General features: G+C 70.4%; 11 protein-coding genes. 4 read left to right on the forward strand and 7 right to left on the reverse strand.

Going from position 1 to position 13817, the window contains the following annotated elements; translation table 11 throughout:
- Nucleotides 1-9: 9 nt before the first annotated feature.
- From ACM26Y_RS03680 to ACM26Y_RS03690, 3 genes are read right to left on the reverse strand one after another with little or no spacing between them, the layout of a single operon-like run.
- The gene (locus tag ACM26Y_RS03680) at nt 10-1185 is read right to left on the reverse strand and encodes a thiolase domain-containing protein (protein ID WP_301914491.1); all 1176 of its coding nucleotides are present in this window, start codon (nt 1183-1185) and stop codon (nt 10-12) included.
- Entirely contained in the window at nt 1185-2246 is a 1062-nt protein-coding gene (locus tag ACM26Y_RS03685) for a thiolase domain-containing protein (protein ID WP_416062660.1), read from the reverse strand. Before ACM26Y_RS03685 ends, ACM26Y_RS03680 begins: the two co-directional genes overlap by 1 nt.
- A gap of 16 nt (nt 2247-2262) precedes the next feature.
- On the reverse strand, nt 2263-3240 hold the full coding sequence (locus ACM26Y_RS03690) for a Zn-ribbon domain-containing OB-fold protein (protein ID WP_416062661.1): 978 nt from the start codon (nt 3238-3240) through the stop codon (nt 2263-2265).
- Nucleotides 3241-3330: 90 nt separating this feature from the next.
- On the opposite strand from ACM26Y_RS03690, the gene ACM26Y_RS03695 reads away from it, so the two are divergent.
- Nucleotides 3331-4368, forward strand: coding sequence for an LLM class F420-dependent oxidoreductase (locus tag ACM26Y_RS03695; RefSeq protein ID WP_289377270.1), 1038 nt, complete (start codon nt 3331-3333; stop codon nt 4366-4368).
- A 110-nt stretch (nt 4369-4478) separates the two neighbouring features.
- Here the strand turns inward: ACM26Y_RS03695 and ACM26Y_RS03700 are convergent, their stop codons facing one another.
- Nucleotides 4479-5318: a crotonase/enoyl-CoA hydratase family protein gene (locus tag ACM26Y_RS03700; RefSeq protein ID WP_289380712.1), complete on the reverse strand. Its 840-nt coding sequence runs from the start codon at nt 5316-5318 to the stop codon at nt 4479-4481.
- A gap of 77 nt (nt 5319-5395) precedes the next feature.
- Between ACM26Y_RS03700 and ACM26Y_RS03705 the strand changes: the two genes are divergently transcribed.
- The 3 genes from ACM26Y_RS03705 to ACM26Y_RS03715 are packed head-to-tail and all read left to right on the forward strand — an operon-like array spanning nt 5396 to nt 9379.
- Nucleotides 5396-7051: an acyl-CoA synthetase gene (locus ACM26Y_RS03705; RefSeq protein ID WP_416062662.1), complete on the forward strand. Its 1656-nt coding sequence runs from the start codon at nt 5396-5398 to the stop codon at nt 7049-7051.
- Between the two features lie 11 nt (nt 7052-7062).
- Nucleotides 7063-8175, forward strand: a complete 1113-nt coding sequence (locus ACM26Y_RS03710) for an NAD(P)H-dependent flavin oxidoreductase (RefSeq protein ID WP_416062663.1) — start codon at nt 7063-7065, stop codon at nt 8173-8175.
- Between the two features lie 10 nt (nt 8176-8185).
- Entirely contained in the window at nt 8186-9379 is a 1194-nt protein-coding gene (locus tag ACM26Y_RS03715; RefSeq protein WP_416062664.1) for a cytochrome P450, read from the forward strand.
- 11 nt (nt 9380-9390) lie between these two features.
- Here the strand turns inward: ACM26Y_RS03715 and ACM26Y_RS03720 are convergent, their stop codons facing one another.
- The 3 genes from ACM26Y_RS03720 to ACM26Y_RS03730 are packed head-to-tail and all read right to left on the reverse strand — an operon-like array spanning nt 9391 to nt 13759.
- On the reverse strand, nt 9391-11958 hold the full coding sequence (locus ACM26Y_RS03720; RefSeq protein WP_416062665.1) for a multicopper oxidase domain-containing protein: 2568 nt from the start codon (nt 11956-11958) through the stop codon (nt 9391-9393).
- A complete protein-coding gene (locus tag ACM26Y_RS03725; RefSeq protein WP_416062666.1) occupies nt 11955-13046 on the reverse strand; it encodes a hypothetical protein in 1092 nt (363 codons plus the stop codon). The genes ACM26Y_RS03720 and ACM26Y_RS03725 overlap by 4 nt, the downstream gene beginning before the upstream one ends.
- Complete coding sequence (locus ACM26Y_RS03730; protein ID WP_416062667.1) at nt 13043-13759, reverse strand: helix-turn-helix transcriptional regulator; 717 nt, start codon at nt 13757-13759, stop codon at nt 13043-13045. Before ACM26Y_RS03730 ends, ACM26Y_RS03725 begins: the two co-directional genes overlap by 4 nt.
- Nucleotides 13760-13817 lie beyond the last annotated feature (58 nt).

The raw sequence follows: 13817 nt of genomic DNA on the forward strand, positions 1-13817 counted from the left end.
GGTCCGTGCCTATCGTTCCGGTCGGTCCGAGCCGACGACCCACATCGAGAAGTACTGCGAGCCGCCTCCGTACGCGTGCCCGAGCGCCTTGCGCGCACCGTCGACCTGATGTTCGCCGGCACGGTGCATCACCTGCATCGCCGCCTCGGCGAACCGGATCATGCCGGACGCCCCGATCGGGTTGGACGACAGCACACCGCCGGACATGTTGACCGGCAGCTGACCACCGAGGGCCGTTTCCCCGGACTCGGTGAGCTTCCAGCCGGAACGTTCGGGGGCGAAGCCGAGGTTCTCGAGCCACATCGGTTCGAACCAAGAGAAGGGGACGTAGATCTCGGCGCAGTCGATCTCGGTGAGCGGATCGGTGATGCCCGCGGCCCGCCACAGCGCCGCCGCGGCGATCCGGCCCGCCTCGGGGTTGACCTGGTCGCGTCCGGCGTACGTGGTCGGCTCGGTTCGCATCGCGGTGGCGTGGATCCACGCGACGCCCCGGCCCTGCGCCTCGACCGTCGCGGCCGAGTCCTCGTCGCCGATCACCACGGCGCACGCACCGTCCGACGAGGGGCAGGTCTCGTCGTAGCGGATGGGATCCCACAGCATCTGCGACGCCTGCACCGACTCGAGCGTGATGTCCGGCTGCTTGAGGTGCGCGTAGGGGTTCTTGGCCCCGTTCAGCCGGTCCTTGACGGCTACCATCGCGCCGATGTGTTCGGGGGCGCCGGAGCGCCGGATGTAGGAGCGCACGTGCGGGGCGAAGTAGCCGCCGGCGCCCGCACCGACCGGCATGGTGAACGGCACCGGGGTGGACAGCGCCCACATGGCGTTCGATTCGGACTGTTTCTCCCACGCCACGGCCAGCACCCGTCGGTGCACGCCGGCCTGGACGAGGCTGGCGGCGACGTTGGCGGTGGACCCGCCGACGGACCCGGCGGTGTGGACCCGGAGCATGGGCTTGCCGGTGGCGCCGATCGCGTCGACCATGCCCAGCTCGGGCATCATCACGCCCTCGAACAGGTCCGGGGCCTTGCCGATGACGACGGCGTCGATGTCGTCCCAGCCCACGTCCGCGTCCGCGAGCGCCCGGTCGATCGCCTCGCGGACGAGGCCGGACATGGACACGTCGTGCCGTTTGGCGACGTAGTGGGTCTGTCCCGTGCCGAGGACAGCGGCGAGTTGCTTGCCCATCAGTTGCGTCCCTCCAGAACGGCTACCAGATTCTGTTGCAGCACAGCCCCGCTCGTCGCGTGTGCGAGCGCACGTCCGGCGCGGCCGTCCATGATCGCCTGCGCGGCACAGCCGATGCGTTCGAGTCCGCCGGAGAACATGGGGTTGCCGGTGAGCGGACCGCCGGTCGGGTTGACCGCCGTCGCGGCCGAGAGGCCGAACGCCTCGCGCAGGATCAGCTCCTGATGCGTGAACGGGGCGTGCAGCTCGGCGACGTCGAAGGCGGTGTCCCCGCCGGTCACCGCCGCGGCGGCCGCGGCGGCGGACGGCGCCTGCGTCAGGTCCCGCGAGCCGAAGTTCGGGGTGTCGATGCGGTGCTCGATGCCGGTGATCCACGCCGGGTTCTCGCACAACTCGCGGGCCCGGTCACCGGCAGCGAGCACGACGGCTGCGGCGCCGTCGGTGACCGGGGCGCAGTCGTGTCTCCGCAACGGGTCGGCGACGTAGGGCCGGCCGAGCAGGTCCTCGACCGTGACGTCGCCGCTGATCTGGGCGTTCGGATTGTCCTTGGCGGCGGCCCGTGCGCGTACGGCGACCTCCGCCATGGCTTCTTCCGTCCACTTGCCGGCGTCGAGTCCGAACCGGGCCTGCAGCCCGGCGAGCGAGACGGAGTCGAGGCCGAGCGGTGCGACGAGGTACGGGTCGAGCTGCACGCCGAGGACCTGGCGCAGCGTGCCCGCCGAGGACTTGCCGAAGCCGTACACGAGCGCGGTGTCGACCTCCCCGGTGATCAGCTTGACCCACGCCTCGTACAGGGCCCAGGCAGCGTCCATCTCGACGTGGGACTCGTTGATCGGCGGCACCGCGCCGATCGCGTCCACCGCCGAGATGAACGAGAACGCCCGGCCGGCCAGGTAGTCCGACGACCCCGAGCACCAGAAACCGATGTCGGACTTGGTGATCCCCAGCTTGTCGTAGAGCTCCCGGAAGCACGGGACGAGCATCTCGACGCCGTTGGTGGTGCCGGTGGTCTCGCGCACGTGAGGTGCCTGCGCGAAGCCGACGACTGCGATGTCTGTCATGGTGGGCGCGGCTCCCTTACAGGTGGTGTTCGAAGGTCTCGTAGTCGGCGTCCGGTTCGCCGGTCGGCCGGAAGTACTCGATGTTGCGCAGCGTGTAGCCCCACTCCTCGCGCGGCCGCCACTTCGCCTCCACCCGCATGCCCATGCGCACCTCGGATGCGTCGCACTCGAGGATCAGGTGCAGGAACGGGATGTCGGCACCGTCGAGCAGCACGTAGGCCGCGACGTAGGGCGGCGCGATCTGCTGCCCGAGGAACGGCACGTTGACGATGCAGAACGTGGTCACGATGCCCTTGTCGGACACCTCGACCTGCTCGCGGGTGGGGATGCCGTCGGTGGGGTTCGCGCCGCGCGGCGGGATGTAGACCTTGCCGCCGGGGCCGGTGCGCCCGCCGATCAGTCTGCCCTCGGCCAGCCCTCGCAGGTAGTAGGACTCCTCGGACGAGGCGCTGTGCGTGTAGTGCAGGTCCAGCGGGGTGATCATCATCGTCACCGGTTCACCGGAGTCCTCCGTCCGCACCGTCACGGTGCCGGCCTCGCCGGGTTCGAATCCGGCGATGTCGCGGATGTGACCGACGCGGTCGTCGGCCCAGCGCACCCGCACCCGCATGCCGGTGTGCATGGCGGCCGAGTCGGGGACGTCGACGGCGTGCAGCAGTGTCGTGTCGGCCCCGTCCAGCTGGATCAGCGCCCATGCGAAGGGACGGTCGAACGGCTGGCCCGGCAACGGATCCGGATTCCAGGTCCAGCTGCGTACCGTGCCGCTCTGCCCGACCTCGACGAAGTCGGTGAGCGGTTCGTGGGTGACCGCGTCGAACTCCGGGGGCGGCACGAGGACTCGTCCGTCCGAACCGCGGGCGCCGAGGATTCGTCCGTCACGCAGACCGGTGACGAACGCGCCGACGGTCGGACCCGTGGATCGGGTGTAGTCGAACTTCAGGTTCAGTGGTGCGCTCAGCGGTTTCTCCGCGGTCGCGCTCTTTCCCAGGCTCACAACTTCGAGTAGAACAGGTTCTAGAGACGGTGGCAAGGGTACTGTCCGAGCAGCGGTGCCTTCGGTCCAACCCGAAAGGAATGGTGTGCAATGAAACTGGGTCTGCAGCTCGGCTACTGGGGGGCGCAGCCGCCCGCGAACGCCGGAGAACTCGTCGCGGCCGCCGAGGCGGAGGGCTTCGATGCGGTCTTCGCCGCCGAGTCGTGGGGCTCGGACGCGTTCACCCCGCTCGCCTGGTGGGGCTCGGGCACGCAGCGGGTGCGGCTCGGCACGTCCGTCGTGCAGATCTCCGCTCGTACCCCCACCAGCTGCGCCATGCACGCCCTCACCCTCGACCATCTCAGCGGTGGCCGGCACATCCTGGGCCTCGGCGTGTCGGGCCCCCAGGTCGTCGAGGGATGGTACGGCGAGCCGTTCGCCAAGCCGCTCGCCCGCACCCGCGAGTACGTCTCGGTGGTGCGCAAGGTGCTGGCCCGCCGCGAGCCGGTGACCAACCCGGGCCCGCACTACCCGCTGCCGTACGACGGTCCCGGTACCACCGGACTCGGCAAGCCGCTCAAGCCGATCACGCACCCGCTGCGTGACGACATCCCCATCTGGATCGGCGCCGAGGGACCGAAGAACGTCGCACTGAGCGCCGAGATCGCCGACGGCTGGCTGGCCATCTACTACTCGCCGCGCCTGGCCCCGATGTACGACGAGTGGCTCGACGAGGGCTTCTCCCGTCCCGGCGCCCGGCGCACCCGCGCGGACTTCGAGATCGCCGCGACCTGTCAGGTCGTCGTCACCGACGACCGGGCGGGGACCGTCGCGGGCCTCAAACCCGTCACCGCCCTGTACGTCGGAGGCATGGGCACCCCCGAACTGAACTTCCACGCCCAGGTGTACCGGCGGATGGGCTACGGCGACGTCGTCGACGAGGTGACCAGGTTGTTCCGCGCCGGCCGCAAGGACGAGGCCGCCGCCGCGATCCCCGACGAGATGGTCACCGAGACGATGATCGTCGGCGACCGCGACGAGGTCCGCGCCGGGGTGAAACGCTGGTCCGACGCGGGCGTGACGATGCTGCTGGTGAGCTGCCACGACGCCGAGCACGTGCGTTCCCTGGCGGACGTCGTCCTGCGGTGATCTCCGGCGCCCCTCCCGCTGTTGCTGCGTGACCGAATGTCACACCGGTTCGATGTGATCGACCCGATGTGACATTCGGTCGGCGGGGGGGGTGGGTGGGTGAGGGGGTGTCAGGCGCCGGTGAACTTCGGGGCCCGCTTCTCGGTGAAGGCGCGCGGGCCCTCCTTGGCGTCGGCGCTCTTGAAGACCTCGGCGCCGAGTTTCGCGTCGATCCTGAACGCCTCTTCCTCGTGCATGCCCTCGGTGTCGCGGATGGTCTTCAGGATGGCCTGGACGGCGAGGGGGCCGTTGGCGGCGATGGTGCCGGCGATCTCGAGGGCCTTGTCGAGTGCCCGACCGTCCGGGACGACGTGGCCGATCAGGCCGATCTCCTTCGCCTCGGGGGCCGTGACGTGCCGGCCGGTGAGCAGGATGTCGGCGGCGATCGTGTAGGGGATCTGACGGACGAGCCGCACCGCCGAGCCGCCGAGCGGGAACAAGCCCCATTTGGCTTCGGAGACACCGAATTTCGCGCTCTCTCCGGCGACCCTGATGTCGGTGCCCTGGAGGATCTCGGTGCCGCCGGCGATGGCCGGTCCCTCCACCGCGGCGATCAGCGGTTTGGTGAGGCGGCGGCCCTTGAGCAGGGCGGGCAGCCTGGACAGGTCCCATCCTCCGCCGCCCCGCTCATCCTGCTCGAACTTGTCGCCCGGGGCGGACCGGTTCATCGCCTTGAGGTCGGCGCCCGCGCAGAACGCGCCGCCGGCGCCGGTCAGGACGGCCACCCGGATCTCCGGATCGTTGTCGACGCGGTCCCACGCCTCGGCCATGATGGCCATCATCTCGCCGGAGAGCGCGTTGCGCGCTTTGGGGCGGTTCATAGTGACGATCAGGACCGGTCCGCGCTGTTCGACGAGGCAGTGCGGAGCGTCTGCCGAAATGCCGGAAACTTCCGATGCGGTGGTGGACACTGAGGACTCCTGCGGGGTTGTGAACTGGATCTCATTCGGGTCTTGTCAGAAACGGTAACACGTTCTACTTTTGTGTCGTGGCCCTTAACATCGCAGACCTCGTAGAGCACGCAATCGACCTCGTCCCCGACCGCGTCGCGCTCGCGTCGGACGGACGTGAGGTCACCTACGCGCAGCTGGAGGAGCGCGCCAACCGGCTCGCCCACTATCTGCAGGAACAGGGCGTGCAGCCCGGTGACAAGGTGGGTATCTACTCCCGCAACACCATCGAAGCCATCGAGGCGATGGTCGCGGTGTTCAAGATCCGTGCCGTGATGGTGAACGTCAACTACCGGTACGTCGAGAACGAGTTGCAGTACATCTTCGACAACTCGGACATGGTCGCGCTCGTCCACGAGCGTCGCTACTCGGACAAGGTCGCCGCCGTCCTGCCGCACTGTCCGCAGATCCGTACCGTCGTCGTGGTCGACGACGGCACCGATCTCGACTACTCGGGCTACGGTGGCGTCGACTACGAGTCCGCCCTGGCGCAGGGTTCACCCGAGCGTGACTTCGGCGAACGCAGCGCCGACGACCTCTACATCCTCTACACCGGCGGCACCACCGGCAGCCCCAAGGGCGTGATGTGGCGCCAGGAGGACGTGTGGCGCGTGCTCGGCGGCGGAATCAACTTCATGACGGGCGAATACGTCGCCGACGAATGGGAACTCGCCAAGACCGGTGCCGCGGGTGCGCCGCTGGTCCGCTTCCCGATTCCCCCGCTCATCCACGGCGGTGCCCAGTGGGCGGTGCTGCAGTCGCTGTTCAGCGGCGGCAAGGTGATCATGCATCCCGAATTCGACGGCCACGAGGTGTGGCGGGTCATCGAGGAACACAAGGTCAACGTCATCTTCATCACCGGTGACGCGATGGGCCGCCCGATGCTCGACGCCCTCGAGAGCGGCCGTCCGGGAACCGGTGAGAAGTACGACCTGTCGTCGCTTTTCGCGATGGCGTCCAGCGCCGCCCTGTTCTCCCCTGCGCTGAAGGAGCGCTTCCTGGACCTGATGCCCAATACTGTCGTCACCGACTCGATCGGTTCGTCCGAGACCGGCTTCGGCGGACTCGGCATCGTCGCCAAGGGCCAGGCCCACACGGGTGGCCCCACCGTCAAGATCGACGCCTCCACGGCCGTGATCGACGACGACGGGAATCCGGTCGAGCCGGGATCCGGTCAGGTGGGTGTGCTCGCCCGCAAGGGCCACATCCCGATCGGCTACTACAAGGACGAGGTCAAGACCAAGGCGACCTTCCGCGAGTACCACGGCATCCGCTACTCCATCCCGGGCGACCACGCGCGGGTCGAGGCCGACGGCACCGTCACCATGCTCGGCCGCGGCTCGGTCTGCATCAACACCGGCGGCGAGAAGGTGTTCCCCGAAGAGGTCGAGGGCGCTCTGAAGGCTCACCCCGATGTGTTCGACGTCCTCGTCGTCGGCGTGCCGGACGAGCGCTGGGGGCAGCGCGTGTCCGCCGTGATCGCTCCCCGGCCCGGCGCCCGGCCGGCGCTGGCCGACCTCGTCGAGGTGACCCGGACCCAGATCGCCAGCTACAAGATCCCGCGCAGTGTCTGGTACGTCGATGCCATCAAGCGCTCCCCGGCCGGCAAGCCCGACTACCGGTGGGCCAAGGAACAGACCGAGCAGCGCACAGCGGACGACCACTACACCAACGGCTCCGCTGCGGCGAGCTAGAAGGGACCGGGATGCACACCGATCTCAGCAGGAAATTCGGAATCCAGTACCCGATCTTCGGGTTCACCCCGTCCGAGCACGTCGCCGCCGCGATCAGCCGGGCCGGTGGTCTCGGCGTCCTCGGCTGCGTCCGGTTCAACGACCCGGCCGAACTCGACGACGTCCTCACATGGATGGACGAGAACACCGACGGCAAGCCCTACGGGGTCGACATCGTGATGCCCGCGAAGGTCCCCACCGAGGGTTCCGCCGTCGACCTCGACAAGCTCATCCCCGCCGAGCACCGTGCCTTCGTCGAGCGCACCCTCGCCGAACTCGGCGTGCCGCCGCTCGACGAGTCCGCCGAACACGCAGCCGGTGTCCTCGGATGGCTGCATTCGGTTGCCCGCTCGCACGTCGACGTCGCGCTCGGGCACCGGCCGGCCCTCATCGCCAACGCGCTCGGCTCCCCGCCGAAGGACGTGATCGACCTCGCCCACGAGAAGGGGGTGCCCGTCGCGGCGCTCGCCGGGGCGGTCGAACATGCCCGGCGGCACGTCGAGAACGGCGTGGACATCGTCATCGCCCAGGGCTACGAGGCGGGCGGTCACACCGGCGAGGTGGCGTCGATGGTGCTCTGGCCCGAAATCGTCGACGCCCTAGGTGATTCCGCGACGGTCCTTGCCGCCGGCGGAGTCGGGTCCGGCCGGCAGATCGCCGCCGCGCTCGCGCTCGGGGCATCCGGGGTGTGGATGGGCTCGTACTGGCTGACCACCTCCGAATACAAGCTCGGCGCCGCCGCGGCCGGTCCGTCGTCGGTCCAGCGAGCGCTGCTCGGCGCGTCGTCGTCCGACACGGTGCGCTCGCGGATCTACTCGGGCAAGCCCGCCCGCCTGCTCAAGACCAAGTGGACCGAGGCGTGGTCGAAGCCCGACGCGCCGTCGCCACTGCCGATGCCGTTGCAGAACCTGCTCGTGAGCGAAGCCCACCAGCGGATCGCCGCCGCGGACGACCCCGAGGTCGTCGCGATGCCCGTGGGGCAGATCGTCGGCCGGATGAACGAGATCCGGCCGGTGGCGGAGATCATGGCCGAGCTCGTCGAGGGGTACGAGCAGGCCGTCGACCGGCTGAACGCGGCCCGGTGACGGACCGGTGGTGACCGCCTACGATCCCTTCGATCCGCAGTTCCTGGCCGACCCCTACCCGGCCTACCGGACGCTGCGGGACGAGGATCCGGTGCACCACCACGTCGGCGCCCGGAACGGCATCCCGCCGTTCTGGGCGCTGTCCCGTTTCGAGGACGTCTGGAACGCGGTGCGCGACACCGACCCCTACTCGTCCGCGCAGGGATTGACCTTCGTGCCCGACGAGATCGGGAAGCTGGGTCTCGCCCCGACGATCGTCATGCTCGACCCGCCGCGGCACGGACAGCTGCGTGGACTCGTCGCGAAGGGCTTCACGCCCCGACGCGTCGCGGCGCTCGAGGACTCGGTGCGCGGATTCGTCCGGGCGCTGCTGGATTCGTTCGCGGACCGGCGCGAGGTGGATCTGCATCGTGAGTTCTCCTCGCCCGTACCGACGTTCGTGCTGGCCGAGTTGCTCGGGGTGCCGGCAGCCGACCGGACGCGATTCGATCCGTGGGTCGCCGCCCTCACGGCGCTGCAGGACTCCGGGTTCGACCTGAACGCCATGAGCGCCCCCGATGCCGTCGCCGAGATGTTCGAGTACTTCGCCGGGTTGATCACCGAGCGCCGTCGCGCACCCGGCGACGACCTGATCAGCGCGTTGACCGAAGTCGAGTCCGACGGCGAACTGCTCACCGACTGGGAGATCCTCGGCTTCTGCTTCGTCCTGGTCGCCGGAGGCAACGACACCACCGGCAATCTGATCTCGCACGCGGTGATGCTGCTCGACACTGACCACCGTCAGCGCGCCCTCGTCGTCGACGAGCCCGCCCGGATCCCGGGGGCAGTCGTCGAGACGCTTCGCCTCGAGGGATCGGTGCAGGGACTGGCGCGGACCACCACGCGCGACGTCGAACTGCACGGCGTCACGATTCCAGCAGGGGAGAAGGTGATGATGCTCTACGGCGCGGCGAATCGGGACGAACGCGAATTCGGGGACACCGCAGAGCAGTTCGACATCACCCGCTCGATTCCGCGGCACCTCGGTTTCTCCAGCGGCCCCCACTTCTGCATCGGCTCACACCTGGCGAAGTTGCAGTCCCGGGTCGCCCTCGAGGAGTTGCTGGCCCGTTGTCCGCACGTGTCGGTCGATCCGGCATCGGGGGTGCGCCTGCAGTCGTCGTTCACGCGCGGATGGGTGAGCCTGCCCGCGCTGCTCGGGTAGGACCCGGCTGTTCACGGGTGCACCTCGACGACCCCGCGCGCACCACGTTCGGCATCGACCATCGCGTGCGAGACGAACGGGTATCGGCCCGCCTCGGGGAACTCGAGTTCGACGAACCCGCCCTGAGCCGGCGCGAGTCCCAATGTCTGCGCCCCTCCGGCACCCGGACGCAGACGGTAATCGCCCTCGGTCCAGACGGTGTCGAACTGCCCGCCCACGACATGGAACGCCGTGCCTCGGTTGGGTCCGGCCGCCATCACCCAGATCCGTACCCGCTCGCCGACGCGGGCGGGCAGCGGCACGTGGTCGTACTGGTTCGCGTAGCCGTTGAACACCACCAGATCCGGTGCCTCGGCGCCGATCTTGGCCGCGTCCGCCTCACCCGCCCCCGGACCGAGATACATCTCCGACTGCACCAGTACGTATTCGCGGTCCACCGGCGGGAGGTCCGGGGGATCGATGACGACGGCGCCGAACATCCCGTTCGCGATGTGCACGGACATCGGCATCGTGGCGCAGTGGTACAGCCAGATGCCGGCCCGCGTCGCGGTGAACCGGTAGACCAGCGACTGACCGGGATCGATGGTGCGCATCGGCCCGTCGGGGGCGAGCGCCCCGGCGTGGAAGTCGATCGAGTGCCCGATCGACCCGTCGTTGACCAGCGTGATCTCGAAGACGTCGCCGACCTTGCCGTGCAGGGTCGGGCCCGGCGCGGTACCGCCGAACGTCCACAGTCGCTGGGTGATTCCGGGGGCGACGGGACGCTCCGATTCGGTCACCGCCAGGGTGATGCGGTGCTCCGGTGTCGGCGCGGGTAGCGCCGGGTCGTGCGGGACGAAGTCCGGTTCCGGTTCCGCACCGAGACTGCGAGTGACGTCGGCGGCGGCGAGCGACGTACCGGCCGTCGCCGCAGCATGATCGGCGTGCGCGTCCGGTGCGTGCGCGCCGGTCGCGCGGATCCGGAGCGTCATGCCCATCTGCCGGTGGCCGGCGACCGAGCACCACCCGTCGACGTCGCTGCCGATCACACCGGCGTCGAGGGTGGCGGAATCGCCGGGAGCGAGGCGCTCGGTTCGGCTTCCGTCAGCCAGAACGAGGTCGTGCCGATCCGAACCGGAATTGGTGAGGGTGACGACGAGGCGGTTTCCGGCGGGAACGTCGATCACATCCGGGACGAACCGCATCCCTTCGATGCGGACCTGCGCTTGCGTGGTGACGCCCGTGACCTCGACCGCCTCCGCACGCACGGTGGAGATGCCTGCCGCCGCCGGGTCCGCCGCGACGCCCGCGGCTGCGGCCACCACGACGACACCGAGGCCCGCGGCGGCCACACCGAGACGGCGCCGGGCGGGGATCGGCTCGGGCCTGCCGAGCCGCGACGGCGTGCCCTTGGCCCGGCGTCCGGCCACCACCGCGCGCCCCGCGAGCGGAAGAAACGCGGCAAGGGCGACGAGAACCAGCATCGACGCCAGGACGCGCACCAGGCTCGGCACCGGGAGCACACACAGCACCAGGCCCCCGTTGGCCACCGCGACGCGCCACGCCGCGCCGCGTTCGAGTTCCATCGTTGCGGCCTGCACAGCCGCCCGCCCCCCGATGACCACCGGGAGCAGGTACGTCAGCGCCCCGAGCAGCACCTGGACGAGGAAGCCGGCGAGCAGGGTTCCGGTGGCCGTGCCGATGCGCCCAGCGGCGGCCGTCCAGCCGGGTGCGGTGGCCAGCGCGACCGCCACGTAGGCGGCGCTCACCAGGAACCAGGTCACCCCGGCGAGGACGGACATCGTCGCGAAGTCGGTGGGTGTGCGGCGACGGATCTCGGCGAGGTGCGGTTCGAGCACGTACACCGCGGCGGCGAGGTAGGTGAGTGCGCCCGCCGCCGCGAGTACGGTGCTGCCCATGATCGTCCCGGCCACCCCGGCGGCGAGCCCGGCGGCGAGAACGGGCAGACCGTGCCGCGCCGCCGTCTCCACCCGCGGCGCCACCCGGGTGCGCAGCATCGTCGGCCACAGGGTGACGAGGGTGCCGAGCACGGTCAGTCCCATCCACCCGAACAGATTGATTCCGGCATGCGCGACGACGAACCGCTCGTGCAGCGTCCCCGGCAGTGCGTCGTTCGCCATCGCGGCGCCGAGACCTGCCCCCAGCGGCAGCAGGGCGGATGCCACGATGTAGAAGCGGACGGTCTCTCCGAAGCGTGACGGGAGCGCGGTCCGTAGGTGCCGGACCAGGATCACGGCGTGTATCACGGCGATCGCCGCCACCGTGACGCTGCCGGCGAGCACCAGCGGCCACCAGCGGCCGAGCATGCCCGCGACGACCGCAATCGCGCCGGCGTTGAACACGACCAGCCGCAGTGCTTCGGGGCGACGGCTCGTCGCCGGTGGGCGGCGCAGCAGGGCGTCCGCGAAGTGCCGGCTCCAGACGAGGACGGCGTTGCTCGCCGCACCGAGTCCGAGCAGATGTACCAGCAGCCACCCGGACATCGGCACGAACCGATGGCCGAGCGCGACGACGACGAGCGCGACGAACCACGCGAACACGACCGTCCCCGCACGCAGATGCCAGCCGCCGCGGCTCATGCCGGCACCTCCGTCCGCACCGGTCGCAGTGCCGAGCACGCGGCCACCGCGAGGAAGGCGAGCACCGCGACGATGTTCAGCACTCCGCCGACGGTGACGGCCCATCCGACACCGCGGACGTCCCCGACCGCCACGCGGAGCAGCAGCGAGGCGTGCAGCAGCACCGCGGGACCGTACATGGCGGGCCGGTACGGCAGGGGCCGTCGCACCACGGCCGGGAGAACGATCGGGGCGTGGGCGAAGATCATCGACAGCACGAAGCCGAGCGTCACCGCATGCACGACCGCGTCGTACCCGCCGCCCGCCCGCACCGGGCCGACGAGCAACCACGTCAGTCCCGCCGCAGCCAGCCACCAGTACCCGGCGAGCAGGCACACCGCCGTGAACCGGATCTGTCCGGCCGCGCGGACCGTGCGGCGGGCCACGTCGAACCGGGCCAGCCAGGCGACGAGGGCCAGCAGCGCGGCGCCGAACAGGGGATACCCCACGGACGGCCACAACAGGGAGGTGAGCGTACCGGCTACGACAGCCCCTGCGCTCGCCACCAGGAGCTGCTCCGCGTGCGTGCCGATCATTGCGACCCGCGCGAGTTCGAGGCGTTCCCCCGCGATCGTGAGCACGAGGAAGCCGGCGAACCACGGCAGCAGGTCGGGGACGGACACGCCGCCGAGCCACAGCAGCGCGCCGCCCGTCGCGAGGACCGCGCCGGCGGCTTGTGCCACCACCGCGACGTCCTCGGTGCGTCGCCACAGCGGCACGTACACCGCGACGAGCAGGGCGCTGCCGGCCACGAGGAGGCCGTCGGCGAGCCCTCGGGGGGCCGGGGTGACGAGCAACAGACCGCCGGCGCCCAGGCAGGTCGGTGCGGAGTACCCCCAGCGGCATCCCAGTGCGACAGCGCGTTCGAGGGCGACCACTGTGCCGACGAAGCCGAGCACCAGCACGACGCCGTGGACCTCGGGGAGTCGGTCGCTGTCGAGGGGAGCGGGCACACCGAGCAGCAGCAGTGCGGCGTCGAGGCCGGCGAGAAGGGCCACTCCGCCCGGAAGGAGCAGCAGCGCGCGTTTCGGAACGGGACGTTCGTTCACGGCTGTCGCCCGGAGGATCGTGCCGGGGCGGCGGGCGCGGGCAGGAAGAGCCGGCACGCGCCGGGTTCGGCAAAGGGCATCAGATCCAGCCCCGGCCCGGTGGGAGCGCCGAGTTCGGCGAGGACGCCCTCGACGATGCCGAGGTGGACCTGGCACACGACCCCGGGGAAACGGCGGGCGGCGGCGAGCAGCGGGCACCGGCGGAGCGCGACGCCGCGGAGCGGTCCGTCGTCGACCGGGTCGAAGCCGAGGTCGGTGAGCACGGTCAGCACCGTCCGGTCCGGGTCGTCGGAGCCGCGGTGTTCGCGCACGAGCTCGCGGCCCCAGTCGGTGCCGGCCGCGCGGGCGTCGGACTCGGGAGTGGCACTGGTGCGGGCGAGATGTCCGGCGAGGGCGGTGGCGAGCCCGGCGTAGTCGCGCGCGGAGGGGTCGGCGGCGGGTGCGGGCCGGTACCACCGCGCCGGCCGGCCGCGTCCCCGCGCGGGCTGCGGGCCGACGCTGTCGTGGACGAGCAGACCGAGTTCTACGAGGGCTTCGAGATGCTCGCGCACCGTGTTGGTGTGCAGGGCGAGACGCCCGGCGACATCGCCGACGCGCACGGGTGCGTGGGCGCGTACGTCGCCGAGGACGGTCGCGCGCTGGGCCGACAGCGGCGTCGGCGGAACCGTCGTTGCCGCAGGTGCGGGCCCGAGAATCGGATCACTATTTTCCACGGAAATAACTGTAGTAAATTGGGGGAAGAACAGCCAGGTTCGCCGGCCGCTCCGCTGC

The sequence above is a fragment of the Rhodococcus indonesiensis genome, from assembly GCF_047782815.1.
Classification (GTDB): Bacteria; Actinomycetota; Actinomycetes; order Mycobacteriales; family Mycobacteriaceae; genus Rhodococcus; species Rhodococcus indonesiensis.

Excerpts from the sequence above, each read along its gene's own strand:
- ACM26Y_RS03680 (WP_301914491.1), bottom strand. The coding sequence starts at position 1,185 with ATGGGCAAGCAACTCGCCGCTGTCCTCGGCACGGGACAGACCCACTAC.
- ACM26Y_RS03685 (WP_416062660.1), bottom strand. The coding sequence starts at position 2,246 with ATGACAGACATCGCAGTCGTCGGCTTCGCGCAGGCACCTCACGTGCGC.
- ACM26Y_RS03695 (WP_289377270.1), top strand. The coding sequence starts at position 3,331 with ATGAAACTGGGTCTGCAGCTCGGCTACTGGGGGGCGCAGCCGCCCGCG.
- ACM26Y_RS03710 (WP_416062663.1), top strand. The coding sequence starts at position 7,063 with ATGCACACCGATCTCAGCAGGAAATTCGGAATCCAGTACCCGATCTTC.
- ACM26Y_RS03720 (WP_416062665.1), bottom strand. The coding sequence starts at position 11,958 with ATGAGCCGCGGCGGCTGGCATCTGCGTGCGGGGACGGTCGTGTTCGCG.